At 49.3% G+C, this 26,276-nt stretch carries 27 protein-coding genes; 9 read left to right on the plus strand and 18 right to left on the minus strand.

Translation table 11 applies throughout. From position 1 onward, the window contains the following. Positions 1–141 precede the first annotated feature (141 nt). Both ACYVFD_RS29680 and ACYVFD_RS29685 read right to left on the minus strand, forming a co-directional pair. Positions 142–1,278, minus strand: coding sequence for a T9SS type A sorting domain-containing protein (locus ACYVFD_RS29680; protein ID WP_461094168.1), 1,137 nt, complete (start codon positions 1,276–1,278; stop codon positions 142–144). A 36-nt stretch (positions 1,279–1,314) separates the two neighbouring features. Then, complete coding sequence (locus ACYVFD_RS29685) at positions 1,315–2,424, minus strand: T9SS type A sorting domain-containing protein (RefSeq protein ID WP_461094170.1); 1,110 nt, start codon at positions 2,422–2,424, stop codon at positions 1,315–1,317. A 108-nt stretch (positions 2,425–2,532) separates the two neighbouring features. Between ACYVFD_RS29685 and ACYVFD_RS29690 the strand changes: the two genes are divergently transcribed. After that, positions 2,533–3,351 carry an enoyl-CoA hydratase/isomerase family protein gene (locus ACYVFD_RS29690; protein ID WP_461094172.1) on the plus strand — a complete coding sequence of 273 codons (819 nt, stop codon included), beginning with the start codon at positions 2,533–2,535 and terminating at the stop codon, positions 3,349–3,351. A 5-nt stretch (positions 3,352–3,356) separates the two neighbouring features. Here the strand turns inward: ACYVFD_RS29690 and ACYVFD_RS29695 are convergent, their stop codons facing one another. The 5 genes from ACYVFD_RS29695 to ACYVFD_RS29715 form a co-directional block, all read right to left on the minus strand. Then, positions 3,357–3,824, minus strand: coding sequence for a nuclear transport factor 2 family protein (locus tag ACYVFD_RS29695; RefSeq protein WP_461094174.1), 468 nt, complete (start codon positions 3,822–3,824; stop codon positions 3,357–3,359). Beyond that, positions 3,821–4,039 (minus strand): PLDc N-terminal domain-containing protein, encoded by a 219-nt coding sequence (locus tag ACYVFD_RS29700; protein WP_461094176.1) that lies wholly within the window; start codon positions 4,037–4,039, stop codon positions 3,821–3,823. Before ACYVFD_RS29700 ends, ACYVFD_RS29695 begins: the two co-directional genes overlap by 4 nt. Positions 4,040–4,202: 163 nt before the next feature. Next, positions 4,203–4,667 carry a hypothetical protein gene (locus ACYVFD_RS29705; protein ID WP_461094178.1) on the minus strand — a complete coding sequence of 155 codons (465 nt, stop codon included), beginning with the start codon at positions 4,665–4,667 and terminating at the stop codon, positions 4,203–4,205. A gap of 32 nt (positions 4,668–4,699) precedes the next feature. After that, the gene (locus ACYVFD_RS29710; protein WP_461094180.1) at positions 4,700–5,455 is read right to left on the minus strand and encodes a hypothetical protein; all 756 of its coding nucleotides are present in this window, start codon (positions 5,453–5,455) and stop codon (positions 4,700–4,702) included. A gap of 44 nt (positions 5,456–5,499) precedes the next feature. Further along, positions 5,500–6,981: a xylulokinase gene (locus ACYVFD_RS29715; RefSeq protein ID WP_461094182.1), complete on the minus strand. Its 1,482-nt coding sequence runs from the start codon at positions 6,979–6,981 to the stop codon at positions 5,500–5,502. Positions 6,982–7,133: 152 nt separating this feature from the next. Here ACYVFD_RS29715 and ACYVFD_RS29720 point away from each other — a divergent pair, with 152 nt between their 5' ends. After that, a complete protein-coding gene (locus ACYVFD_RS29720) occupies positions 7,134–9,530 on the plus strand; it encodes a family 78 glycoside hydrolase catalytic domain (RefSeq protein WP_461094184.1) in 2,397 nt (798 codons plus the stop codon). Here ACYVFD_RS29720 and ACYVFD_RS29725 read toward each other — a convergent pair. After that, positions 9,525–10,292: a carboxypeptidase-like regulatory domain-containing protein gene (locus ACYVFD_RS29725; protein WP_461094185.1), complete on the minus strand. Its 768-nt coding sequence runs from the start codon at positions 10,290–10,292 to the stop codon at positions 9,525–9,527. The two genes, ACYVFD_RS29720 and ACYVFD_RS29725, sit on opposite strands and share 6 nt — an antisense overlap. An 826-nt stretch (positions 10,293–11,118) precedes the next feature. On the opposite strand from ACYVFD_RS29725, the gene ACYVFD_RS29730 reads away from it, so the two are divergent. Continuing rightward, entirely contained in the window at positions 11,119–11,493 is a 375-nt protein-coding gene (locus ACYVFD_RS29730) for a LytTR family transcriptional regulator DNA-binding domain-containing protein (RefSeq protein WP_461094187.1), read from the plus strand. 84 nt (positions 11,494–11,577) lie between these two features. Here the strand turns inward: ACYVFD_RS29730 and ACYVFD_RS29735 are convergent, their stop codons facing one another. The 7 genes from ACYVFD_RS29735 to ACYVFD_RS29765 all read right to left on the minus strand — a co-directional run bounded on the left by ACYVFD_RS29735 (position 11,578) and on the right by ACYVFD_RS29765 (position 18,788). Further along, positions 11,578–12,201, minus strand: coding sequence for a M949_RS01915 family surface polysaccharide biosynthesis protein (locus ACYVFD_RS29735; protein WP_461094189.1), 624 nt, complete (start codon positions 12,199–12,201; stop codon positions 11,578–11,580). Positions 12,202–12,333: 132 nt separating this feature from the next. Further along, positions 12,334–12,522 carry a hypothetical protein gene (locus ACYVFD_RS29740; RefSeq protein ID WP_461094191.1) on the minus strand — a complete coding sequence of 63 codons (189 nt, stop codon included), beginning with the start codon at positions 12,520–12,522 and terminating at the stop codon, positions 12,334–12,336. 234 nt (positions 12,523–12,756) lie between these two features. Next, positions 12,757–13,887, minus strand: coding sequence for a glycoside hydrolase family 130 protein (locus tag ACYVFD_RS29745; RefSeq protein WP_461094193.1), 1,131 nt, complete (start codon positions 13,885–13,887; stop codon positions 12,757–12,759). Positions 13,888–13,897: 10 nt separating this feature from the next. Continuing rightward, on the minus strand, positions 13,898–14,653 hold the full coding sequence (locus tag ACYVFD_RS29750) for an SDR family oxidoreductase (RefSeq protein WP_461094195.1): 756 nt from the start codon (positions 14,651–14,653) through the stop codon (positions 13,898–13,900). Between the two features lie 59 nt (positions 14,654–14,712). Continuing rightward, positions 14,713–16,980 carry a hypothetical protein gene (locus tag ACYVFD_RS29755; RefSeq protein ID WP_461094197.1) on the minus strand — a complete coding sequence of 756 codons (2,268 nt, stop codon included), beginning with the start codon at positions 16,978–16,980 and terminating at the stop codon, positions 14,713–14,715. 402 nt (positions 16,981–17,382) lie between these two features. Beyond that, positions 17,383–18,114 carry a hypothetical protein gene (locus ACYVFD_RS29760; protein ID WP_461094199.1) on the minus strand — a complete coding sequence of 244 codons (732 nt, stop codon included), beginning with the start codon at positions 18,112–18,114 and terminating at the stop codon, positions 17,383–17,385. A 14-nt stretch (positions 18,115–18,128) separates the two neighbouring features. Beyond that, positions 18,129–18,788, minus strand: coding sequence for a DUF6766 family protein (locus ACYVFD_RS29765; RefSeq protein WP_461094201.1), 660 nt, complete (start codon positions 18,786–18,788; stop codon positions 18,129–18,131). A gap of 285 nt (positions 18,789–19,073) precedes the next feature. Here ACYVFD_RS29765 and ACYVFD_RS29770 point away from each other — a divergent pair, with 285 nt between their 5' ends. The 3 genes from ACYVFD_RS29770 (at position 19,074) to ACYVFD_RS29780 (ending at position 20,879) form a co-directional block, all read left to right on the plus strand. Next, positions 19,074–19,394: a hypothetical protein gene (locus ACYVFD_RS29770; RefSeq protein ID WP_461094203.1), complete on the plus strand. Its 321-nt coding sequence runs from the start codon at positions 19,074–19,076 to the stop codon at positions 19,392–19,394. A gap of 58 nt (positions 19,395–19,452) precedes the next feature. Continuing rightward, complete coding sequence (locus ACYVFD_RS29775; protein WP_461094205.1) at positions 19,453–19,911, plus strand: response regulator; 459 nt, start codon at positions 19,453–19,455, stop codon at positions 19,909–19,911. A gap of 662 nt (positions 19,912–20,573) precedes the next feature. Then, positions 20,574–20,879 (plus strand): hypothetical protein, encoded by a 306-nt coding sequence (locus ACYVFD_RS29780; RefSeq protein WP_461094207.1) that lies wholly within the window; start codon positions 20,574–20,576, stop codon positions 20,877–20,879. A 126-nt stretch (positions 20,880–21,005) separates the two neighbouring features. Here the strand turns inward: ACYVFD_RS29780 and ACYVFD_RS29785 are convergent, their stop codons facing one another. Beyond that, positions 21,006–21,488: a hypothetical protein gene (locus ACYVFD_RS29785; RefSeq protein ID WP_461094208.1), complete on the minus strand. Its 483-nt coding sequence runs from the start codon at positions 21,486–21,488 to the stop codon at positions 21,006–21,008. An 8-nt stretch (positions 21,489–21,496) separates the two neighbouring features. Next, positions 21,497–22,651, minus strand: a complete 1,155-nt coding sequence (locus tag ACYVFD_RS29790) for a zinc-dependent alcohol dehydrogenase (protein WP_461094210.1) — start codon at positions 22,649–22,651, stop codon at positions 21,497–21,499. Positions 22,652–23,352: 701 nt separating this feature from the next. On the opposite strand from ACYVFD_RS29790, the gene ACYVFD_RS29795 reads away from it, so the two are divergent. Beyond that, complete coding sequence (locus ACYVFD_RS29795; RefSeq protein WP_461094373.1) at positions 23,353–23,940, plus strand: ATP-binding protein; 588 nt, start codon at positions 23,353–23,355, stop codon at positions 23,938–23,940. Here ACYVFD_RS29795 and ACYVFD_RS29800 read toward each other — a convergent pair. After that, complete coding sequence (locus ACYVFD_RS29800) at positions 23,937–24,080, minus strand: hypothetical protein (protein ID WP_461094212.1); 144 nt, start codon at positions 24,078–24,080, stop codon at positions 23,937–23,939. The two genes, ACYVFD_RS29795 and ACYVFD_RS29800, sit on opposite strands and share 4 nt — an antisense overlap. A 191-nt stretch (positions 24,081–24,271) precedes the next feature. Here ACYVFD_RS29800 and ACYVFD_RS29805 point away from each other — a divergent pair, with 191 nt between their 5' ends. Together ACYVFD_RS29805 and ACYVFD_RS29810 are read left to right on the plus strand one after the other, a co-directional pair. Continuing rightward, positions 24,272–25,297 carry a chemotaxis protein CheB gene (locus tag ACYVFD_RS29805; RefSeq protein WP_461094214.1) on the plus strand — a complete coding sequence of 342 codons (1,026 nt, stop codon included), beginning with the start codon at positions 24,272–24,274 and terminating at the stop codon, positions 25,295–25,297. A 445-nt stretch (positions 25,298–25,742) separates the two neighbouring features. After that, positions 25,743–26,180, plus strand: coding sequence for a hypothetical protein (locus ACYVFD_RS29810; protein WP_461094216.1), 438 nt, complete (start codon positions 25,743–25,745; stop codon positions 26,178–26,180). The last annotated feature ends 96 nt before the right edge of the window (positions 26,181–26,276 follow it).

Here is a 26,276-nt window from a genome sequence, read left to right on the forward strand (position 1 = left end):
GTCTGTGTCCGCACAGACCGCTTGTGCGCCAGCCTGGTTTGCCTGCCGGATGAACGTTCTGTGAGGACACAGACCGTGGAGGATAAACGCAAGCAAACTTAAATTACAGTGTAGTCAGCATGACACAGTTCATGACAAACATCATCGTTTCACAATCTTTCGGAGCAACGACCGGCCATTGACGTCAGCGCGGATCATATAGACACCGGGTGTGAGGCTATCCATGCCAATGACCTGCTCGTGTTGGCGCGATGCTTTCGAAAACGTCAACTCGTGTACTTTTCGGCCGTTTACATCCGTCAGTTGAATCGTGGCTGTTGTCGGGTTACTGGTCCGAATCACAACCTGCATTGGACCATCGACCGGATTTGGGAATGTAACAAACAGGATGTCGGGGTCGGCATAAGGTGTGGTACCTGTTACGACGCTGCCATTGCCCAGAATGGCCGGTTCGTAAGATGGGATAGGTGTAGGAGTGCCAGGACGGTCTTCGACAACCAGTGGGATTTCCTGCGTCGTCTGGCTAATTAGAACTCCATTTCGGTATTCGTTGACGGTGTACACGATGCTATAATAGCCTTGTTGAACAGGCGCATCCCAGACGAATTCTCCGGTTCGGCTATTCAGTTTATATGTCCCCTGATGAGTCAGGTCGTTGGGAAACTGGTAGGTGGATAGGAAATGGTAATTGCATGCGTCGTTGGCGTTGCTGGTTGAGGCTTTGGCTAATTCATAGACCAGACTGTCACCATCGGCATCCGTAGCTTTTAGCGAAAGTACAGCCTTCTGCGCCAGGGCAACTTCAAATCCAGTCGCCGGAATCGATAGGGTTGGCGTTTGGTTACTGGCTGAGACTGTTGAAAAGGTCGTTGTTAACGTAAGTGGCTCCTGTTGCGTGTCGCTATTGAGAATGTTTTTAGAAGGCGTTCGATTGGCTATTGATGTCGCTAGCGTGTAAGTCCCTGGGCCAGCATAGGTATGAATGATTCGATACTGGCTAATGGTAACTCCTGAGTAGAGGCCTGGTGAACTGAGCGTAACAGCTTGCTGACTTACGCGGGTAGCTGTGGCCGAACTCCCATCGCCAAAACAGATGAGTGAAGACGTGGTTTGAGAAGTAGCGGCTGTGCTGGTATTCATATACAGCACCAGTGTTACTTCGTAGGTCAGCGCCGACCCCGCCACTGATTTGGCCTGAATATACCCACCTAGTAAATGTGTGGCCTGAACCACTTGCGTACTAACCAACGCTGAACAAATAAGCAGGAACGTTTTCATCGATAAGGGACTGGTTGAATTGCTGGCGTGGTCGCATTACTTTTTAATCAGTTTCCTCAGGAAAGAACGTCCATTCACATCGGCACGGAGCAGATAAATTCCTGGCTTAAGGCCGTCCATTCCCATGATTTGTTCATGTTGACGGGCCGCTTGATTAAAGATTAATTCCTGAAGTTTTTTGCCATTTACGTCCGACAGTTGCAGCGTTGCCGTCGTTGGGTTACTCGTCTGAAGAACCACTTGCAAACGACTCTCGACTGGATTTGGAAACGTCACGAACATAATGTCGGGGTCGGAATAAAGAACGGTTTCGGTGACGATGCTGCCCGTACCAGCAGTGGCGGGTTCGTAGGGTGGAATGGGTGTCGTACTGCCCGGCTGATCTTCGACAATCACGGTGATTTCCTGCGTTGTTTGACTGATCTGCACCCCTTTTCGGTACTCACTAATCAGCAGCGAAATGCTGTAATAACCGAGTGCTACCGGAGCATCCCATACGAGGTCGCCCGTTTGACTATTCAATTTAAACGTGCCTTGCTGAGTAATATCGTTCGGAAATCGGTAAGAAGGTACTGCTTTCCAACCGCATGGCTCAATACCCGCCAGTGGTTTTGCCAGCTCATAAACCAGGCTATCGCCATCCGCATCAGTTGCTTTCAGCAGGAGGGTAGCCTTTCGGGCAGTACCAATACGAAGTTGGGGAAAGCCTGCTGTTGGGGTTTGGTTTGAGTTGGATGAATTAATTAGAAATGTTGTATTCAGCGAGAAGAGTTGCGTATCGGCGTTGGTAATATTCTGAACACCAGTTCGGCTCGACAACACAAAACTTACCGTATACGTACTGGGAGCTGAGTAGGTATGGATGAGGGTGTAACTGTTGATACTGGTGGTATTGTCGTTGGTGATAAGTCGATTGGCTCGATAGGCAGTGGCGGTGGTGCCATCGCCCAGGCAGAGCTGGATGGCATTAGCCTGATCGGCTGCCTGTTTCCCACGGATCTCATCCATGTAGAGCACGGCTGAAACCCGATACGTAAGGGAAGGGCCAGAAATCGGAGTTGCCTGGACATAGCCCCCCAGCAAATGCGTTGCACGAACGGCTGTAATGCCTAACAGCATCAGGCACAGAAGCGTAATGGTTCTCATGGGTAAGTATAGGAAAAGCTTTATTTATCCACATAACTCAAAATGAGTACATAACCATATATCGGCTCTGAAAAGATTTTGTAAACGGTAATTTCCTACCTTTCAGCCATGTTATACACTGCCGAACAAGCTGCTCAGATGCCCGCTGAAGGGTTTCGCTACCTGCTCACCACGCTCGATGATCATGTGTTGACCATCAAGCTCAACCGACCTCAGAAGAAGAATGCGTTGCATCCGCCGATGCTGGCCGAGCTGGCGTTTTCGCTGGCTTATGCGCATTACAATCACGATGTTTGGATCGTAGTATTGGCGGCCGAAGGTGATACGTTTTGCGCCGGTATGGACCTGAAAAGTCTTTCGCTGGGCGATGGCGAAAAGCCTACCGTACCCGAACCATCGGGACCTGTTCGACTGGGCGAGTTGATAGCGGGTTTACATAAGCCCTGTATTGCACGCGTGCAGGGTCCGGTATATGCCGGTGGGTTTTTGCTGGTAGGAGGAAGTACCTATGTGGTGGTGTCTGAAGCCACAACGTTTAGTTTGCCGGAAGTAAAACGCGGGTTGTTCCCATTCCAGGTACTGGCTGTGTTACTTGAGATTATGCCTGCCCGTACGGCATTAGACTTATGCTTACGGGCACAAACGCTCTCCGCGATTGATGCGAAGGCCGTGGGATTGGTTACGCATGTGGTACCGACGAATGAACTGGATCGTGGGGTGGCTGACCTGGTCAATGAGTTAAAACAATTTTCGCCCACAGCTATGCAGTTTGGACTTCGGGCGTTTCAGCAATTAAAAAGCCTGCCATCGAGTGAACAGCAGGCTTTTCTGTACGAGCAATTTCAGCAGCTTCAGCAAACGCCTGATGCCAAAGAAGGTATGGCCGCTTTTCTGGAAAAACGGCCACCGAATTGGGGTTTATCGTAATACGTTTAGGGTTTTGGTAGATCCGGGCAATTGTCTTTCCGACGGGTATCGATGATGTTCTGAATTTTCCAGTTGCCGTTTACTTTCACGAGCGTAAAGGCATTCACACCGCAGTGACTTTTCTGATCCTTCAGATAAAAAACATAGGGTGTCCAGGCTGTTGCTAACTCAGCATCAATCTTTATCTCCATACCCGACAGGCGTTCATCGAGCGTAAAGGCTGGATACTTGGCCACCGAAGTCGCGAATTTTCCAATGTCTTCGTTGCGGACCGAAATTACACCTTCTTTATTCCGGGCAATGGTTTGCAGCGAAGCACCGGGCATAAACGCATTCTTGATCTGCGTGGAATCGCTTTTACGCATGCCATCAAACATCAGGTTAATGGTTGTTTTGACAGCCGCTTCATCCTGCGACTGAGCAAAGGAAGACATAGCCAGGCATAGCCCGATAATCGATAGGAGTAATTTCATGAGATACGCTGGTTTCGTCCAATAAAGAAATAGAGTAAAGCGCCTATAATGTTAAGGAAAACAACGATAATAACCCAGACCAGCTTATCGTTTGGTCCACGGAATTCACTGCGAACCACATCGACCAGCGCCATAATGGGAAGAATAAGTAAGAATCCACCAACGAGTAAAATAAACATAAGCTCGATGCCTCCCAGTCCAATGATTGTGTACATCGTTTAATCAAGTTTAGGTTACGGTTTAAAATGCTGTACGTGAGGTCGGGTTCTTAAACCCGACCCGTGAGGTTTCTCAAAACCGAGTGGTTCTTTTTGTTCGGTTTTGAGAAACCTCACGGTGTCAGATGTGGGCATCTGACACCACAAACGTCAATCAACGTTACGCTTCCCCACGTACTTTGGCTTTGCCTTGTTCGGAAAGGGCTCCGCTTTCGTTACGGGTCATTTTTTTAATGTATTCGGCCCGCCGGAATCGCAGGGCGCTCCAGTCGTTATCGATGGCTACCATTCGGACTGGCTCAAAACCTAACTGACCAAGGGTAGCCCAGCCCGTATCACGGTTGAAATCGCATTTGTATTTTTTCGATGATCCTTTCGGGTAAGCCAGCCAAAGCAGGCCATCGCCCTGTATTTTTTCGCTTACCTGCTGGCTGATCGCATCCACTTCTTTCTGTGTTTTGACAAAAGCAATGGCAAACGTACCAGCCTGAATTTGATCGGGTTCGGTGACAATCGTAGCCAGTGAGCGCATTTCATCCATAACGGGTAAAAACTCGTCGGGTGCGTTAATTACAGCAATTTCAGACTGGGCTCTGTAATTCAGTTTGGCGAAAATAGGGTTCATTGACGTACGTTGTTCGTAAATGAGTTTATCGGTTATTGAGTCGGTAATTGGACGTAAAAAGCATCAGGCTGTTTGAAGTCTGCGGGTATGTAATAGCCTCTTCCGTCATAACTGCTGGTAGATTGCTGACTAAGAATCTGATCACGAGGGAGCACTTTCACGCCAGAGGCCCAGAACTTGGTATCGATGGTGAATTCGGTCTTGAAATCCTTATCGGTCGAAAGCGTCAGGTAATTACGGAACGTTAACGGCGACTGATCGACCGAATACGCGTAATTGATAATATCGACGGGCTTTTTTCGATCGGTCCACTTCGCTTTTTCCTGTTCCGTAGTAGATGGGCCCGTTAGGCGTACACTGCCTTGCGGAACCACAATAAACTGCTTCTTTTCGAGCCTGGTTTGGGGCGGAATGAAGGCAATCGGATCTTGTTTACTAATTGTCCCACTCAGATAGACGGGGGAGGCATAGCGACTATATCGCGATGCAGAACCGGTTAAATTGACATCAGACACATCAGACCAATAATCGACTTTGTCCTGCCCAATGATAAACGACGAGCGTTTCCAATCGACATACAGGGGCTTGTTCAGTTTGTTTAATACAGTAAGATGCATCAACCCTCGCTCGCTGGCGAAATTGTAGCGGAGAGTAAGCGTATCATTATCCAGCACCAACCCTTCCTGCGAAGGACTAACATTCGAGCCCCGCAATGTAACAACCTGAACATTCGGCATACAACCCCAAACTCCTGCCGATAGCATTAAGAGTAAAGCTAGCTGTTTCATGGTGTGTTTTTGCGTGAATATACAAACTGTTTAATAACGTTGCTTTAATGAGAGTCCAATTTTGACAACCACTGCTCGTAGGCGTTCCGATACGCTTCCTGCGCCCGCATGTCGGGTTCAATGGTTTTCGTAACGTGAAGGCCCGAAAAGGCTTCCTGTGCATTTTTGTAATAACCAAGGCCCAGTCCGGCTCCACGAGCGGCTCCCTGAGCGCCATCAGTGTTGTATAACTCAATGGTAGCACCCGTCAGGTTGGCTAAAGTGTCCCGGAAAAGCGGACTCAGGAACATGTTGGCTTCGCCCGCCCGGATCGTTTGCAGTCCGACACCCACACTCTCCATGATCTGGATGCCGTAATATAGGGCAAACACAATCCCTTCCTGCGCGGCCCGAATCAGGTGAGGCAAGCCATGACGGGTCAGTTGCAGGCCATGAAACGAAGCCCCCAGATCGGCATTTTCGAGCATCCGTTCGGCTCCGTTACCAAAGGGAAGGCAAACCAGGCCATCAGCACCAATAGGCGCTTCGTGAGCCAGCACGTTCATGTCGGCATAGCTGATCGAGCGGCCCAGCACCTGGTTTCGAAGCCAGCTATTCAGAATGCCCGTACCGTTTACGCACAGCAACACGCCATACCGTGGCGCTTCGGCCGTATGACTCACGTGCAGGAAGGTATTTACCCGTGATTGTGGATCGTATTTTGCCTGATCGCTAACGCCATACACAACGCCCGATGTTCCTGCCGTGGCGGCAATTTGCCCCGGTTCCATCACATTCAGCGACAGGGCATTGTTGGGTTGGTCGCCTGCTCGGTACGTTACGGGCGTACCGGCGGCAAGGCCCAGTTCAGCGGCTGCTGAAGCTGATAGTTCCCCCTGTGGCGCAAAGGTGGGTTTGATAGCTGGAATAAGCCCCGAGTCAAATCCGAAATAGTCTAGTAAAAATTGCGCAGGTTCATTGGCTTGAAAATCCCAGAAGGCTCCTTCCGACAGACCAGAGGCCGTCGTCACAATGTCGCCAGTCATGCGGGCCGCCAGATAGTCGCCAGGGAGCATAAAGTGGGCAACCTGCGCGTATACATCCGGCTCGTTGGCTTTTACCCAAGCCAGTTTAGCGGCTGTAAAATTGCCCGGTGAGTTGAGCAGATGGTGTAAGGTCCGTTCGTGGCCGAGTGCATCAAACGCGGCATTGCCATAGGGTACAGCCCGGCTGTCGCACCAGATGATGGATGGGCGTAATACATTGAAATCCTTGTCGACAACCACCAGCCCGTGCATCTGGTACGAAATGCCGATGGCTTTTACGTCGCCGGGTTGAATAGCTGCCTGCTGCATAACGGCTTTGCTTGCCAAACAGGCGTTTTGCCACCAGATGTCGGGTTGCTGTTCGGCAAAACCCGGCTGCGGTGCTTCAATCACCATTTCGGGTTGAGGAAAAAAAGCCGATGCAACAGCTTTGCCGCTTTCGGCTTCAATCAAACAGGCTTTGACAGACGAGCTGCCGAGGTCGAATCCAAGAAAATACATTCGCTTATTGGATGGAATTAGATTTTACGGAATCGCCGGACAGACAGGAAGGGCCGACGAAACCTGTTGCAAGTTATCGGTTCTTATGATTTGCAACAGGTTTCGAGCCAACGACCAGCATTATTTTCTCTGAATTGCTCACTTTTGTAGGTATGAATGCTCGTTTTCTTGCCCTGCTCTTCTTTGTTTCGGTTGTTGCCGTTGCTCAAACGCCTTCGACCCCATCGCCCTGGACCTCGCAATACTGGTCGGCCCGGTGGATTGTTCATGGCACCGGCCAACCACCAACCACTTCAGCCCGTCAATATGGTATTTATCATTTTCGTAAAGCCATCGACCTGGCCCAAAAGCCCGCCCGGTTTGTGGTGCATGTATCAGCCGATAATCGTTATCGGTTTTTTGTGAATGGGAAGGCTATTGCGCTGGGCCCCGCTCGCAGCGATTTGCTGAACTGGAACTACGAAACACTGGATTTAGCTCCGTACTTACAGGCCGGTCGGAATGTACTGGCGGCACAGGTGTGGTACATGGGCGAGGGAGCACCCTTTGCGCAGATGAGTTACCAGCTTGGGTTCATCGTTCAGGGCGATACCGATGCCGAAAAAATCGCCAATACCGATGCCAGTTGGAAGGTGTTTCATAACCTCGCCTATTCGCCCATTAAAAACGACATTCCCAAACTGCGTACCTACATCGTGATGGGCGATGGCGACCGGGTCGATGCGGCACAGTATCCGTGGGGTTGGGAACTGCCAACCTTTGACGACAAAGCCTGGGTAGCTGCAAAGGCGTTTGGCTTCCCGGCAAAACCGCGTGGCCTGGGGTCGGATGGCAACTGGGGATTAGTGCCCCGAACCATTCCGATGATGGAGGAGAAACCCATTCGACTGGCCAGTGTTCGACGGACGGAGAATGGAAAAATGGACGATTCATTTTTGCAGGGGAATTCACCCGTGACGGTGTCGAAGAATACGAAGGCGGTGTTTTTGCTCGATCAGGGCAATTTGACCAACGCGTATCCTGAATTGACAGTCAGCAAAGGAAAGGGAGCCGTGGTTACCCTCTCTTACGCCGAAGCACTGATCGATGCCAAAGGCCAGAAAGGAAATCGGAATGAGGTAAATGGGCGAACCCTACGCGGTTTCGATGATCAGTTTGTGGCGGATGGAACCGATAAACGGACGTTTCGCCCCCTCTGGTTCCGCACCTATCGCTACCTGCAACTGACGGTAGAAACGAAAGACGAACCGCTTGTTTTAGACGATTTGATCGGGCGGTTTACAGGCTATCCGTTTGATGAGAAAGCGCAGTTTACAACCAGCGATACGACGCTGAAATCGCTCTGGAACGTAGGCTGGCGAACGGCCCGGCTCTGTGCGGGTGAAACCTACTACGATTGCCCCTACTACGAGCAGTTGCAGTACACGGGCGATACGCGCATTCAGGCCCTGATTTCGCTGTATGTATCGGGCGATGATCGGCTAATGCGCAAGGCCATCATGGATTACGACCACAGCCGATTCAGCGATGGGCTGACACAAAGCCGTTACCCTTCGGTCGATTTGCAGGTGATTCCGACGTTTTCATTATTCTGGGTTTGCATGATTCATGACTACTGGATGCACCGGCAGGACGATGCGTTTATAAAGGCGCTTCTGCCGGGTATGCTGAGTGTACTGGACTGGCACGAACAGCGGATTGCAAAAACAGGGCTAAACGGGCCGCTGGAATGGTGGAACTTTGTCGACTGGTCGAAGTGGAAAAATGCAAAGGACGAGATTTCGGGTGGAGTTCCGAACGGCGCGCGGAAGGGCGGTTCGAGTATTCTGTCGCTGCAACAAGCCTACACGTACATGCGGGCGGGCGATTTGCTGGCGCATTACGGCCAGAACGAACGGGCCGAACACTACCGCGAACTGGCCCGTCGACTCAGTAAAGCCGTTAACGAGCAATGCTGGGATGCCAGCCGTAGTCTGTTTGCCGATACACCGGATAAAAACTCGTTCAGTCAGCATGCCAACATACTGGCCGTACTGACCAACGCCGTTCCGGTTGAGCAGCAAAAGAACCTGTTACAGAAAACCATGGCCGATACCTCACTAACGCAGGCTACGTTTTACTTCAAGTTTTATTTGTTCGAAGCGCTGAAAAAAACGGGTATGGGCGACCAGTTCATTGCTCAGCTAAAACCCTGGCGGGATATGCTCGCAATGGGACTGACCACCTTTGCCGAAAATCCCGAACCGACCCGCTCCGATTGTCATGCCTGGAGTGCATCGCCTTTGTACGAGTTTTTGTCCATTACCTGCGGCATTCGCCCAGGCGAACCGGGTTTTCGGACCGTGCGGATCGAGCCATTCCTGGGTGAACTGACAACGGTGGATGGTAAAATGCCGCACCCCCTGGGCGAGATTGGCGTGCAGTTCCAGAAAACATCGACAGGCGGCTTGACTGGCAGTGTAACTTTACCGGCTAATCTGACGGGTACCTTACGCTGGAAAGGCAAATCGTTACCCCTGAAAGCCGGCAAACAGACCGTAAGTTTATAGCGTATCGACCAGCAGAACCAGCCTGAATTCTGTACTGCCTTCGAAATTGTCGTCTTCAAAGAGGGATGTCAGCGATGAAGTATACTGAGCAGACGTATCCTTTATTTTCACGCCCAACAATTGACCCGTCGATCGATTTCGGGCCGTGATTTTATAGTACCCCAGCGGAATGTCTTCCAGGTCAGTACTACCATCGCCGAGTGGTAGGGTTAGTTTCTTGCCGGTACTGCCGTCGAGTAACGCACCAACCGGTTCCAGGATTATATCGACCTGACTAGCGTCGACACGACCGGGGTGAGGATGTACTTCCAGCGTAGCGCCTAAAGGAGTGGCATAGTCATCGTCGTCGGGACTGCGGGGACCCGTCAGGCGAAAGACAAAATTTCGAACAGCTCCATCATAGGCCGAAAAGACACGGCTATCGGACCGATACAGGGCCACTTTGACTTGTTTGCCATGATAGGCGATTGTCAGGGTGCCATCAGCGCTATATGAGCCTTCGGCGATACCGGTTGGGATCGTAAACCGGTAGTACCCATCAGCGTCGGTATAACCCGTTGAGGTTTTGCTGTAATAATCTGTACTACTGGCAACGATTTCGGCATTGCGGACAGGAAGCCCCTGAGCATCAACAACCCGGCCTTTAACAACCCCACGTTCGGGACTCGATGGATCAGGACCGACCGACTCAGTGCCCGGCTTGTTGCAGGAGAGGAGGAGACTGAACAGGGTCCCATACAATAGAAAAAATACATTTTTCATGACTTTACATGATTAGATTCGAATGAATAGAATTGCTCTTTGCTACACGTAGCTTGCTCAAAGGTCCTGCCTGCCAGCACAATTCACAGGGTGCCTTTGATTCAATTGACAGAATCGTTGTCTGGATTGAGTAAGCCTTTGTCTGAATGGTAGTATGATCCGCTGTTGGCAGAATAAACTCCTCTTATTCTGTAGCTAACAGGTAGGGTAGTGTAGTGGCCAACCCTGAGCTATGAGCGGGTAATCAGGCCAGAATTTCACAGGAGAAGTTGATAAGCGGATCGGTTCAGAAAGATTTTCTGAGGTTTCGTAAGAAATACCTTAGTGAGCGTCTGTAATTACCCTCTGTTTTGGCTAATTTGCCTATAGACTATATAGTCTCGCTAAAGTGCTAATAAAATTTGACGGTAATTAAAACAGGCCCAGCCGCTTTGACTGGGTCTGTTTTATGCGAATCTAGTCTGATTAGCCTGTGGCCTTATCTGCCCTGATGAGCGTGCATTGTAAACTGTGGCACGGCTTATACAAGCGTCTGACTATCAACTATGGAATCAGCCGTGCCACAGTCTGGCGAGCAGTCTTGCCCTGATGATAGGGTTAGTTGAACAGTAAAAATTGTAGCCTTTAACGACACTACCGATAAGGCTTTCTTCAGGTATTGGCTTTAGTAAGAAAAATTGAAATTAAATAAATGATTGTGCCTTGTTTTTGTACTTAATATTAATAATAAATTATCATAGTTTATTATTAGTTATCAAAAATAAAATTTGGTAACAAAATTTTAGTGTAGTATATTGCTGTGCCAACCAGTGTTCTTACCTTACTCATGAAACGTTTAGCGGCTGCCCAAATCCAGCATAAGTTTGACCCTAGCCAGGTGATTTACCTGACGGGGGATGTAAATTATAGTTCGGTTTATCTTCAAAACGGATCAGTTATCCTGTCCAGTAGGACCTTGAAATGGTATCATACCCGGTGGCCACACTTCATCCGAATTCATAAGGCCAGCCTCATAAATCCGGATTATGTTCATAGTTGCCACGTTATTTCCTGTATTATAGCGCAGATAACGATGCAGAATGGGGCCGTCCTCCCCATCGGGCGCCGACGGATTCATGAAGTAGTTGAAGAACTCAAATCCAGCCATTCCGCTCGTGAACAGTGGGAGGGGTATGTACAACCCCAGGTACAACTTGCCTGATAAAATTAAAATTGACCTGATCGCTGACTGGATGAAGTGTACCAAGCCGCGAACGTATCTACTAATAAACCGAACGAACAGAAGCTAGTTGGTGTAGGTCTCCTGTTGATGTTGTTGCCAAAGCGTTGAGGCATATTGCCGGAATAGCGATGGAGCACTTTTGAACGCGGCATCGAAACTATAGCTGCCTCCCATGTACTCGGTTGCAGACACTTTCACACGAGTTTCTCCCCTGACTGCATACTTCTTGCCATTCTCGTACATAATGATTTTCATGGAAATCGGACTAACATCGCCATGGCAGCCCGATTTGTACATGAGCCATACTTCCGCTTTGCCGTCTTTATTTAAGTCGGTTACCGCGAAGGTCTTAGCAACAAAATAAAGCTCAATATCAACGGGGCATTCCGTTACGAAATCATACACTTTCCAGGTCAGCCGACTGCCGCTAGCGTCGAGTGCATAATGATAGGCATATAAGGCAGCTTCCCGATAATCGTCCTGACCTTTTGTCGACTGTTGCGGGCCGGTTTCGGTCAGAATCACTAACTGATCTCCGGTATTGTCGGTCCAGCGAACGGCTTGTTTAAGCTGGCCGGTATATCTGGCAGATGAAGGAATGTCAGGCTTATGTACGGGAGTTAGTCTGGGTTGGGTCAGGCCGGAGTGAGCCATTAAAAGCAGAAGGAAAAATAGGGCTGGTTTCATGCCTGGAAGCCAATATGGATTTAGCGTACGAAGCTACATCGTTATCAGGTTCGGTATGTAAGTTTATGATAAAACGGAAACCGACGAGCAAAGCGAAGAAAGCTTTGTCTTTACAATGGCTTTCTTGCAACTCTATCTTGCTAAGGCTGTCTTAAGTCGATCAATCAGCAGTACCTTCTTTTGAATGAGGGTTTCTAGCTGGCCGGAAAGTTGTTCGTTGCTGGTTTGTAGACTAATAATCCGATTGGTCAATGCGTGACAATGTTGACTGAATCGCTGACGGGCCTGGGTATTCATTGATACCAGCGTTTCCGGGTTCATAAGTCTATCGGATGAGGAGAAACTTGACCGACAGATGAGAATGTAGGTGACGGAGAAGAAACTCAGTGTGAACTGATTGTGTTAAAGGTAGACATAATAAGTTGATAATCAAATTAATATTGCATTAACTGCTCGGGTGGGTATCTGCCAGCTCAACCCAATCGACAAAGCGGATGTGCAGAAAGTAGTTTCATTTTTGTTCATTGACTCTCTACACCTCATCTGCATTGGCGCTTAGGCTTCTATCGTAAATAGGCTTTTGGGGAGGTGAGTGATGCGACAGGCCAGATCGCATTCGCCCGAAGCAACAATATACGCATCGCCCGCATCGACGATGCCGGTAGTGAATACCACATCCGACAAATACATCTGATCCCGGATTGGCTCCGTCAGGGCTGGGTTGGCTTCAAGTACCGGCTGGCTATCGTCCAGATGAAGGATATGGCTGGGGTTTTGAGTATCCAGCAACGCCCAGAAGGTACGATATATACCAACCACCCCCTGTAACTGAACCCCGTGGTATAGCAATAGCCATCCCTGATCGGTGAGAATGGGTTGAGTCCCACCACCAAGTTTCATCGTTGAAGCCGACCCTTTGCGAGCGCGGATCAACGGCGCATCGACGGGTTTCCAGTGCAGGCTATCCGGCGACTGGGCAAGGTTGATCGTGGGGCCGGGGTAATAGAGACTGGCTGGTTGGGTGGCAAAATACAAGTCGCCTAGTGGCCGGGTCAGCGCATGAAACAGTCCGTCGATTTTACCTTCGAAAAGGACCATATCTTTGTTTTGATGATCGAGTATGATGCCTTCCAGCCTGTAGTTGAGTCCGTCGCTGGATGTATAGAGCGTAGTTGAGTGCCGCTCCGAACTGACTGAGCAGGTGGTCATGTAATAGGTTCCGTCAATCTGGGTAATGCGGGCGTCTTCTACCCCGTATTCCTGGTAGGCGCGTTGCGGGGCGATGATTTTGTCGTAATGAATCTGCACGATCCGGGTGCCATCGGCTGTCAGTTCAACGGGTAATAGCCACGACAGTGAGGTGAGCGCCATCACTTTGTAGGGGTAGCCCAGCAACTGAAACTTCCGGGGATCGGCCGCATTGACGCTGTGGAGCGGGTAGGCATCCAGCTGGTAACCCGCCTGCTCATCCCAGCGGATGGCGTGAATCAGTTCGCCAATGATCGGTTGGTTGAGTGCTTCGGCAACCCGAACCATAATGAGTAAGTTTCCATTGGGCAGGCGGGCCAGACCGGGGTTAAACGCGCCCAGCACGTAGGTTTTTTCCCGGATCGTTTCCCGGAGAGGTGAGTACGTCAGGTCTATATCATTCGGGGTTAAAACGAGCTGATCAACCGAAAAAGCCATACTAACATGATTAGATAAGTTGTAGATGAGGTCGTATCTGTACCGAAACCACGTCGCAGCGTTTAGGTTGGGTCAGGATATAATGTACGCAGACGGCGATGTCTTCGGCTCGAAGCATATCGCCATTTTGCTGACGTTCACGCTCTTCATCGGGTGTTGTCGGCTGCATATCCGACCCAACAGCTCCCGGTTCGACCAGGCTAATCTTGATGCCTTCTTTATTGATTTCTTTACGCAGGCTTTCGGCAAACCCCTGAATCGCCGACTTGGTGGCTACGTAGACCGAACTGCCCTCTTCCCGAACATCGGCACTCATAGAACCCACCAGGACGATATGCCCCTGCTGCTGGGGTTTCATTCGGTTCAGGGCTTCTTTGGTCGTTGCCAGATAGCCGACCAGGTTCGTTTCGACCACATAGCGCCAGTCCCGATCATCCATTTCGTCGATTGACCCAGCGGCCAGGGCTGCGCAATTGATCAGCACATCGAGTCCTCCTAAACTGTTGTCAACCTCCTGAAAGACCCGCTGTATATCGTCGGCACTAGCGCTATCAGCTACCATACCCTGGGCTTGACCGCCTGCGTGCCGAATTTCGTTGATGACTTCAGTTAACGGCCCTTCCTCTCGTCCAAAGGTGAAAATGCTGGCCCCATAGGAACTGAGTAAACGGGCAATGGCCCGGCCAATACCAGTGGTACCGCCGGTGATCAAAATTCGCTTGCCAACCAGCGATTCGACCGCTGTGTGGATGTCTGGTTGCTCCATGTCCTGATTATGAGTTGAATTAAGGTTTCCTTCGCTTGCCGATGTGTCGTACAAATGCTTTACGTCTTAACCCATTCCAGCCGGAAGCGCAGGTTGCCAGGTAGGGTATATTCCTGGTACTGATCGCTCTGGTCCACCGGCTTAACGGGTTCCTCACTGCTACCGTCTTCATCCAGAAGCCGGATAGTGGGGAAGCGACGACCTGTCGCCAACAACCGCACCTGACACGTATAGTCGGCGGTTCCGCTGAGCCGGAAAATAGCGAAGCCACTATCCTTGTCGGTGAGCTTATATTCGGCCTGATAGATTGGGTAATTACTGTAAACAATGACGGGTACCCCTTCGAATCGCTTGTACGTGTAGGTCGTCAGGATGTATGCCAGAGCCCCGCCATAAACCTCCTGCCCAACGGCACCTGCCTGCTTCCAGCCTGTAGATATGTCTTCGAGCGGAATGGGCAAATCAGGAAGGATGCGGCCCTCGCGTGGCTCCAGGCACAGCATATCTGCTGGTAATTCGGATGGAAAATAATACCGGCCCCGGTGGAGCAGGTACTTGAAATACTCGGCAAACAGGAGCCGGATTGGCGGAGGTACATCGGGCCCTACTTCTTTGAGGTAGCTCAGCATGGTAGCCATAATCTCACCCTCTTCATAAGCGGCCAGGTAGTCGGCATCTCTCAACGGGGCTGCACCCAAAAATGTACTGCGTTGCTCTCCAAAGCCGAAATTGCAATCCCAGGTCCACAGGTGAGCGATCACATTGGCGATACTGAGACGGCTCAGATCGAAATACAGGCGTTTGCCGGTTATTTTCCAGAGCTTGGCCAGCGTAAGCGCACTCATGATCGTGATGTTGGACTGGTATAGCAACTCAAACCCTTTACCCCGCAATCGTTGTGCGGAGTGTTCCGCTTCTTCCAGATAGCGTGGTTCTTTGGTTAGCTCATAAGCCTGTAGCATAACATGCGTAAACAGGCCAGGGGCATCCAGTTCACCCCCTCTGCCTTCACTGGTTTCGGCTTTAATGACGGCCAGGGTCCGGCTGTCGTAAAAAACCGGCCAGTTATAGCCAAAATGATGAGCTGCCCGAATCACAAATTCCAGCGAACGAAACAGCAGATCTTTGGCTTCGATATTCCCTTTTTCGGCTAACCGGCCCAGGTTCATCAGGATGTGTAGCAAATACCAGGAGTCAATCTTATTCGGATCTTCTTCTTCACTGGTCTCTTCTTTCTTGAATGTTTCGCCGGGTAACCATCGCACGAGCGTTGCTTTCTTTTCATCGAAAAAGCTATGAATAGCCTTTTGCAACATCTCGACCAGCGGAACGGGCTTGCCCAGCCATTCCTGGTATTCCCACAAGGGCACAAGAATGGCCAGTTGCACCATACTTTCAGGCGGTTTTTGAGTGGCGCTGACGTAGGCGTTGAGGTAAAACTGGTTTTTGATTCGACGGCCGCAATCGGGCGACTTCGTTAGGGCCTTAATGGTCTGTTCAGCCATTTTGGGCCAGTCGAAATATACCGTTTCGGGTTTGGGCAATCGTTGGTAGATCAAGGCCTGCGCTTCCAGAAACAGGTCAGCAGCTTCGAACTCATCGTCGGGAATGGTTTCGTTGAGGTATAGAAATGCATCCGACAGCACCACTTCTTTACCGGCTTTTAATGCCTGCTCACCCACTGGAAGTGTAAACCCGATCTCCGGCCATTGTGCCTGTACGGTATCCGACGGCTCGGTATGGGTCGTCTGGCAGTAGTCGTTCAGCGCGGTCAGATTCTGAAAATAAAAGAGGGTGCCTGCCACGGGTTTGGTAACCGACAAATAGGCCAGCCCGGCTGTTGGACCACCCTGGGTCACGTAGACCATTCCCTCGGTCGTAGTTGGATCTCCTGATTCATCCAGTATGTACACATCCCTCGGAAAAGCCTGCACTGTAAAATCCTGATGCGGTTTCAGGGAGGTGGAATAGCGAACCACCATCGGATCGTCGCTACAACATTCGACAGTAACCCGAAACAGCCCCAGCGATCCGTCGATGTGGTATTCGGCTTTCTTGTTGGAATGTTTCTGGAGCTTTACCGAATGAATCGTTTGCGGGTCGAAACAGGTTCGGAGGGCCAGTTTTCCTCCTCCTGCAAAGGTGTACGTGACCCAGAAGGAGTTGGGTGTAAGGCAGGATTCTAACTTTCCACGGCCAAACTGCCAGGGGATGTCACGTAGGTGAGTAGCCTGGCGCAAATGGTCCTCAAGGCCACTTACCCACTGGGAGGGTTGGTCTACTTTGGTAAACGGTTGCCAATAAATAAACTCATCTGTTGTCGCCATTTTTTCCAGTGTCAATAGGTTTGAATGGTTTAAAAACGTAACGAGAATCGGTGGGCAGCGGTCAAAAAAATAAGATAATGGTCTACTCGGTTCGACCTCGGGCCCACAGCCTAATTCCGGCCAACGTATTGTTCATTTTATGACTTATAGAGTTTAAGGTGCCAGACTATTCAACAGGACTGGAATTGCTGGAAAACTATATCGGTATGAAACCAACTCGGTCGTCAGTAACCCGCACCATTTGGCTAGCCGTTGGCCTGGTCGTTGCACTGCTGGTATATGTATGTGTAGAATACAATGCGGTGTAGGCGCTGATTCTCAGATTTTTCAGTCTCCTGACGGGCCGTTCAGCATCGACTGGCGCTCACGAATGAGACCAGATCAGCTAAAAGCAACCGGAAATTAATCGGGGGTATAGGTAAGCTGTACCACGATTCCCTGTCGTCCGTCCTGATTCGACCGTCGCCAGCCAAGAGCCATCGGCAGGTGCTTCATGAGGTAGACTTCAGCTCCCAGTATCAGTTGACCATATTCGTGGCTGCCAGATGCCCAATCACCGAGCAGGTGTACTTTCTCGTACCAGACGCCCGCATCAATGCCCAGGTGTACCCCTGCCACAGCGCCATCGCCCAGATAAGGTCGATTGCCCAGGTAGGTGCCAACTGCCGTTTTGTAATGATCATCGGCAAAGCTGCCCCCCAGATTGAGATAGCCCCAACCTACCCACGAACTTCGGCTGGTTGGGTACAGATTTACGCCTGTTTGTGCGCCAACTCCCAGATGCAGGTGTTCGGTTAATTCCATCGTTTTCTGGGCGTTGATCAGCAAGAGGGGCGCGTAGGGCATCTGGGTAGTTGTATCATTACGTTGCCAGGTGTGCTGTTCGGGTAGATAATCGATATTGTATACATTCATTCCCACCTCCCAATTGCGTCCCAGGCCGTAATCGACTGTCGTGGTCAAACGGAGCTCCTCGTGACTTAAGTCGGCCTGCTGCTGAGCTAGTATCTTATGTTTGGGTGTAATATCGGAAGATGGCACATTAAAGATGGTTTGCTGAGCCATGCTCTTCAGGCTTATACCGAGTAGAGCCACAAGAAGGGTCCACGATGTCTTGAATGGTATGCATATCATAATTTATAGAGGAGTTACTCACCTGTTTCGAAATTGGGGGCATCGACGGGTTTGGATTCGGGCGAACCTTTCTGGCGCAGGAAAATGGACAGAACCACAATCGACAAAACAGACAGAAATTCACTTTGCCAGTTTTGCAGCGACTGAAACCAGAACTCGCTGGTACCCAGAAATTGACCTAGTGTTAATACGTCCTGTTTGCCCTTCAGCAGTTGTTCAGTATTATACTCGTTGAGGCCACCCAGTGCGTGGAACCAGAACGACAGTAGGAAGAGCAGGAAATAAGCCAGGCTAAGCGAATTCTGGTAAATTTTAAGAGCCAACCCACCCCGTTTGACGGGCCAGGGAGCCCCTTTTCGCCTGGGAGAAGGCGTTCGGTCTACTTCTTCCGATTCAGACAGGCTTTTGGATTCGGAAGAACCTTTCTGGAAAAGTGATACGGTTAAGATCACATAGAGACCCATTTGTAAAAACTCACTTTCCCAGTTTTCAAAGACCGCTTCGACATAGTGACCACTGGTCAGATAGTTGGCTAAGGGTAAGGGAGCCCGGCCGTACTCCTGTAGTTCATCATTGTAGACTGACCAGCCGACTACCGTTTGGCCAACCAAGGTTAGTAGTGTAATGATGACCAGTACCAGAGAAAGCCCGTTTTCGTGCAAGAATCGCTTCATTTTCGTTGAGTGACTTGGTTTTTGAGTAGGGTAAACTATAACGTTCACAATTTGTTACCTCAATCCTGATTTTTGGTGGCCCGGTCGGTCTTATCGACTCCACATGCTAACAATTCGGCCTTCGGCAAACACCCGGCCCAGGAAACTGGTTGAAGAGCCGGGAGCCTATTGTGCCTGGACAGTAAGGCTCAGGTACGCATCTAAAGGGAATGAATGCAAGTGTATGAGTTTCCCGAAGAGAAAGACGTTCCACAAAAAATCCTTAGTTGTGTTGTTTGTACGGACATGAAAGAAGATGCATTTGGGCGACTGATCGACTGGGCGAATAGCCAGATAGATCACTATGTGATGACAGGCTATATATTGAAAGAAGTTCACCAGGTGGAGCCCGATCGGATGAACCTGATTCTGGCTGAATACCATCAAAAAGAGCCAATAGCCCAGGTATCCGTTTCGCTGGAAAACAACCGCTTCCGCGGGGCCTTTAGCCTGCTTGCTGATAAGGAAGGCCCTGCGCCACTGCGGCAACTACTTGAGACCTCTGACTTGGAGGCCGCTCTGGACTGGCTCCGTACCGGTCATGATCCGGACGAATCTAAAACATAACAGCCTGGATTCCGTTTTTAAGGGGATTCGGATGGCGAACAAGCCGGGTTAGTGATTAATGGAAACACATCCAGGATTTGAGATTTTAATGGTGGACGACGACCAGCCTATTTTTGAACTGGTAGAGCGACTAGGAAGAGAACTATTTCCGGAGGCCAGGTTTGTTAGTACTTCTTCGGTTCAGGCCACTTTTGATTATCTGGATAAAATACCCGGCCCTTCTCCACAACTGGTCTTATTAGACATTGATCTACACCAGGAACAGAATGGCCTGGATATGTTACCAAAGTTAGCCAATCATTTTAAGGGGCAGGTGCCAATCGTCATGTTAACCATTTCAGATTCACCCAAAGAAGTCCGTCAGGCCTACAGCACGGGCGCCGTTGCCTACACAAAAAAACCAACGGATCTGATGGGATGGAAGGAGTACCTGGCGATCTTAAAAAACTACTGGTACGAAATTAATCTGCTCCCACCAACCGACCCCACACCCGTCCACCTGCTGGGGCGTGTGTAAGTATTCCCCGTTGAACCTACTTTTTTTAGCCAGCATCTGCCGGTTGGCTTACGTACCTTTCTATAAGGTCAACTGTTGGAAAGCCATTTCAATAGTTTGGAAACTGGACTAATCTGAAAGCTGTTTTAATTTCCCTAATCGATTTAAGCAATCATGCAGAATTAAGTTTGGTGATGCGTGATTGCTTATAATGGATGTGCTTTGTCGGGATAATAAAAATGCTCATTTCAAGCTTATTACCAGAAGTTTAAATAGTTTTTTGAATTATTTACCAGCTATTCTATAGGATATGCGTAATTATTATTAGTATAATTTCACTCATATGTTATTTTTGTTATGAATTCATTTAGTGAATGGTGGGAGTTAATCAGGCCGTACCCTTTAGGTATGGCCTGATTTGTTTTAGTCCGTTCCTGATTGCCAAAACACGACGGGCCAACGGGATTTCGGATAGGCTATTCAAGCAGATCGTGACCAGGCCAGACTCGATTTGATCAATTTGGCATAAATACTTTTGAGGAGGTAGCGTTAAATTGTATTTTTTAAAATATTATTTTCGGTTACTTGTTAACCGTTTATACAGTATTTACAATTGTTTGGAGTACAATAAGGCATATTGGCAAGAATGTTGGCTACTAAGGGATTGGCTAAACCGTACCACCATGACCGTTACTACCAACGTTGATTTACTGAAAGAATACATCAAAACGCTAATTGCTACGGAAATTGTTTTTCCGGGGGTTTTACCCCGCAAATGGGGAACAACATTTTCGTCAGACGAACTGGAGGCTATCTACCTCTGTCTGAATACCATTATTCAAATGGCCGATCCGATTACGTACGCTGGTCTGATTGAGGAATTTGCGCAGGTGAACGACAAAAGTTATCTGCACGGATTTCTGTGTAGTTACTGGCGGTCTATCGTTCGTCTGGTCAACGACTTACCAGTCTACGCGCATCAGGACTAGTTGATTACAAAGAAACCCTCTGAATAGACTCCCGAGTGGGAATCTGTTCAGAGGGTTGGCGTTGGGCTCTGCGGGAGCCGGTTTATTCGAAGTAGTTATCGAAGGTGTCGCTGACGAAGCGGTTGGTCAACTACGTTTACGACGGTTGGAGAGCTTAAAGACAAGTACTGTCAGAACGGCCCCGATAGCCACACGTTGTATCAATCCGTTCCGATTGTACTTCCAGTCGGCTTTTAAGCCTTTTTCGGCGAACAGATTCGGAATTCTACCCTGCTTTAGATCGTCGACCAGGCCTTCCACCATATTGACCCTATCGGCCAGCAACAACGGCAACCAATGCCCGTATTCCGACTCACTAAATCGAAAGGCAAACCGACGGATGGCTCCGCTCAAGCCCGACGGGGGAGTAGAGGTTCCGAATACAGCACTCACATTGGGGCGCTCAATGGATCGAAGTACTTCCATATCAACGGGCTGTAGAGGGGGGCGATCCCATGTATAGCCTTGTTGCTCCACATCGGTTCGGTTTTTGATGGGATAGGTTGGGTCATTTTTGGGATCGATATCGACACCCCAGCCTGGAATTTGCGAATAGTCTATTGTTTCCATACGAATGATTAGGCTCTGGCCGAAGGCGGAATCAGAACCGGTTTAATGCAGTTGTCCAGTTTTTCGGAAAACATTCGGTACGCGTCGGCAACTTCCTCCAGCGGCACTCGATGGGTGATCAAAGCCTTAGGGTTCAAAATCCCATTCTGCACATGCTCGATCAGACGGGGGAGGTGTTTTTTGACGGAAGCCTGATTGGCCCGAATGGTAATCCCTTTATTGACGACATTGCCAATGGGTACCAGATTATCGGTGGGTCCATAAACACCGACAATTGACACAATACCGCCTTTTTTTACGGAATTGATGGCCCAGTGTACGGCTGTAGCTGAACCCGCCTGAATCAGGAGTTTGCGGCCGGTAATGGTCTGCAAAGGGCTCCCTGCCGCTTCGGCACCTACCGCATCGATGCAGACATCGGCTCCCAGCCAGTCGGTGATTTTTTTGACGAACACTACCGGATCGTCCATTTCTTTAAAATTATAGGCTTCGCAGGGTGCATAATTTCGGACAAACTCCAGTCGGTAATCAAGTTGGTCGATCACAATGACGCGTCCGGCTCCGAATAGCCACGAACAGCGGGCGGCCATAATGCCGACCGGCCCAGCGCCAAATACAACCACTGTATCGCCCGGCTGAATACCGCCCATTTCGGCAGCCTGGTAGCCCGTAGGCACTACATCGGTCAACAAAACGGCATCGTCGGGGTCCATGCCGGGTGGAATAACTGTCGGTCCAAAGTTGGCGTAAGGAACCCGAACATATTCAGCCTGACCACCATCGTAACCACCCGCCGTATGCGAATAGCCAAAAATACCACCCACCGCCGTAGCCTGTGTGTTCGATTCGTGGCAATTTCCATACAAGCCCTGCTGGCAAAATGAGCATTTACCGCAGGCGATGTTGAAGGGTACCAGTACGTTATCGCCTACTTTCAGTTTTTCCACTTCTGGCCCGATCTGTTCCACTACACCCACGAATTCATGACCGAACGTCATGCCAACCCGCGTGTCTGGTACGTTGCCATTGTACAAATGCAGGTCAGACCCGCAAATGCACGAGCGGGTTACCCGCACTATGGCATCCTCAGGATGCTTTATTTCGGGATACGGTTTCTGATCGATGCGGACCCGCCGGGGGCCCCGGTAATTCATCGCTAACATACAATTGGGTTTAAACTAGTTTTTGTTCAGGTAGATTTGTTGGTTCGACTCCTTGCCATCCTACACAAGACGCCCCAATCCTACTCTTTGGCACATAGAAACTTATTCCAGCAAGTGGCCTAGAATAGCCTATTCCGGTACGGCGCTCAGAAATGAATTGCCTGGATGATAGCTTACTGGCTAGGTGAGAAACTCGCTTTTGAATAGCTATTCCTCAAATCAGATCGATTAGTGAGGAAATGGGTGCGGCCCCAACCGAGGGCTCGTATCCTTATTTTTTGTTCTATGGGTTAATCCCCCTTTTGAACTGGGCAGACTGCCAACGTTTTAGCAAAAATATTCGTTGAAAGTCAATACTATGCCATTAGATAATGTATGCGCTAGTCGGATACAGTTAAATAAAGGATGCGCTGTATTAGTCAAGACTTAATCTGACAAATGGCGTAAATTTGTTTCACCTTTACTAGATCAAGTTACGAAGACTACCCACGCATTACAGCCGCCAGTTTCCTGCACAACGTCTGGAGACCGCTCTGAACTGGGAAGATGTCATTCTGCCGTCCGAAACCCGTCGCCATATTCAGGATATTAAGAACTGGATTCAGCACTACCCCGTATTGCAACAGGACGATACCATGAAGCGGTACATAAAACCCGGCTATCGGGCTTTGTTCTAAGGTTCGTCCGATACTGGTAAAATACTGACTGCAAGCCTATTAGGGAAATTTACTGGTCGCGCCGTTTATCGGGTCGATTTATCGTTAGTCGTGTCGAAATACATTGGCGAAACCGAAAAGAACCTCGGCCAGCTATTCGATAAAGCCCAATCGAAAAACTGGATACTTTTTTTTGATGAAGCCGATGCACTGTTTGGCAAACGCACCGAAACCCGCGACGCCCACGATCGCTACGCTAATCAGGAAGTGGCCTATTTACTCCAGAAAATCGAAGAGTTCGATGGCCTGGTCATTCTGGCGTCGAATCTTAAAAGTAATATTGATCCGGCATTTGCCCGGCGCTTTCAGACAATCGCTCATTTTCCGGTTCCCAATATGCAGGAGCGGCTATTGCTGTGGGAGAAATATTGGCCCGCTGCGCTGGCGGCTGCCGACAATGTCTCCCTAAAAGAGCTAGCCGATCGATATGAATTAACAGGAGCGGGCATTGTGAATGTCATTCAATTAAGTGTCCTCAGAACCCTCGCCCGTAGCCAGGCCGCTATTGATGTAACCACACTGGTCGACGCGATCCGTTTAGAATTTCAGAAAGAAGGCAAGCTGATCAGCTAACGAAACCAGGTAATTTTGGCCGCATCGTGAGCAAGTCCAGGAGATACTGACGAGATGGCTTTTTGCTTCAGGATTGAGATGCTGAATGTAAACGTAGGCAAGGCCGGTGGTGGGCGATAGTTTTCCAGCAATTCGATCATCGCTTCCAAACCCCCGGCTGAAGCCCCAATGGCAACAATCGGGACATTCGCAACGAATTAGACGGTATGGGGTTGGGAATAGATTTCTTTTTTGCCATAATGTGGAGCACTGCTAAACTAAGTCACAGAAGAGCAGTTATCTGAACAGATAAGTTGAATAACCCAGTATAAAGGTAGATTTTTCCACCCGTATGGCAAAGCGCGATATTATTGTTGTTGGCGCATCAGCTGGTGGCGTATATGCACTACGAGAACTGGTATCGGCGTTGCCGTCTGACTTTCAGGGAGCCCTATTTGTTGTACTGCATGTATCGCCACACTCACCAAGTCACCTGCCCGATATCCTTACTATGGCTGGACTTTTACCAGCTATCCATCCAATAGATGGGGAGGTGATACAGCCCGGTCATATTTATGTGGCCCCGCCCGATCACCATTTGCTGGTAGAATATAACCAGGTGATGGTCAAAAAAGGACCCAAGGAAAATCGGTTTCGTCCATCGATCGATGCATTGTTTCGTTCAGCAGCTTATACCTATGGCCCTCGTGTAATTGGCATCATTCTGACGGGTATGCTCGACGACGGTACGTCTGGTATGTGGTCGATCAAACGACTGGGCGGAACCTGTATCATTCAGGAGCCAGCAGAAGCTATGTATTCGAGTATGCCCGAAAATGTACTAAACTTCGTAGACGTTGATTACTGTCTGCCCGTATCGGAGATGGCCCCGCTGCTGAGCCGGTTAGTCACTGAATCAGTGGCCGATAAACCCGAATTACTGCCCGAGGAAGAAACCCGAATGGAAACAGAAGTGAACATTGCCGCTCAGGATAGTGCTTTCGATCTGGGGGTCCTGGACTTGGGCGAATTAACCCCCCTGACCTGCCCGGAGTGTAACGGAACCTTGATCAGTATTAAAGAAGGGAAGCTGGTTCGATACCGTTGTCATACTGGCCATGCCTTCACGGCCAGTTCGCTGCTTTCCGAAACCACCAAAGTGGTAGAAGAGTCATTCTGGAAAGCCGTACGCAGTCTGGAAGAGACAGTGGTTTTGCTGGAACAATCAGCAAAACAGTTTGCTTCGGGCGGTAATCAGGAGGCTGCCGACCAATTTTGGGATAAGGCTTATGAAATGCGGGAGAAAGCCCGGAAGACGCGGGAGTTTGCCATGCAGCAGGAAAAAATTAGTGAGGATTTGGGCCGGAAAAAAAACTAGCCATCTGCGTTTACAAAGAAATATATAAGCCGTTTCGCTACCAATATCAATTCTTCTGCTGCAAAAAGAGCACTTCTCTTGACGAAACGCTCCCAAAAGGATTCTTTGGGTTTATGACCAATCCCTAATTTTTTCGAACAATCTGCTTCAACAATTAACCAAACTGGTTCAATTGAGTTAAAAGGTAAATGAAGGATTTGTCCTATGAAATCAGGCTTGCAACTACTCAATACTCAGGCAAAGCTTAAAAATGCCTACGGATGGTTAGTGAAGATCAGAACGACCACGGGTTCTTTATATGAAGGGCTACGGAGGACGTGATTCCAGAGATAACTGCCGAGTAGTGGTTTCAGCGACTTGTTATATCTGATTATGATAGGCTGGAGAAGTTATGACGTTCGTATTAACTTTCTGTACTTGTGAAAATGCCTATCGAACTTTTTCGATGCAAGGGATTTCATTCGAATCGGGGTTGGATGTTATCAATAGGCTGGTCAGTAGGGGCGACCAGTTAGTTAATGTCCGCTACATGGATGAGGATGGCGTTATCGAATTGCCCGCAGTTGTTTTTGATGGCACCTCATTCGCTGATTCTTTTAAAGCGCTGGAACAGGAATGGCAACAGCTTCTGGTTTCTACACCGGAAACATTGCCTTTCGGTAGTGCCGATGTAGCTGAACAGGCACAGCCTGAGGAGAAGCTACTTAAACGTAAACTAGACCAGATCAGCCATTTACGCTCGTGCCATAGGCGAATGCTACGGTTGATGGATCGAGCTCAGAAGCGGATGAGGGAAGGCCCGCAAAAAGACCAGTTACTCAATCATTACCAGCAAATCCTCAAACATATTAACGATTCGCTGAATCGATTGATTCGTCAGTAAAACGCCGGCTGCGTTACAATCTTTCGGTACAGGATCTCTGACAGAAAATAAGTAACACGATATATATGAGTTTTGCCTTATAAAGGGATTATTTAT

The sequence above is a fragment of the Spirosoma gilvum genome (assembly GCF_054776815.1).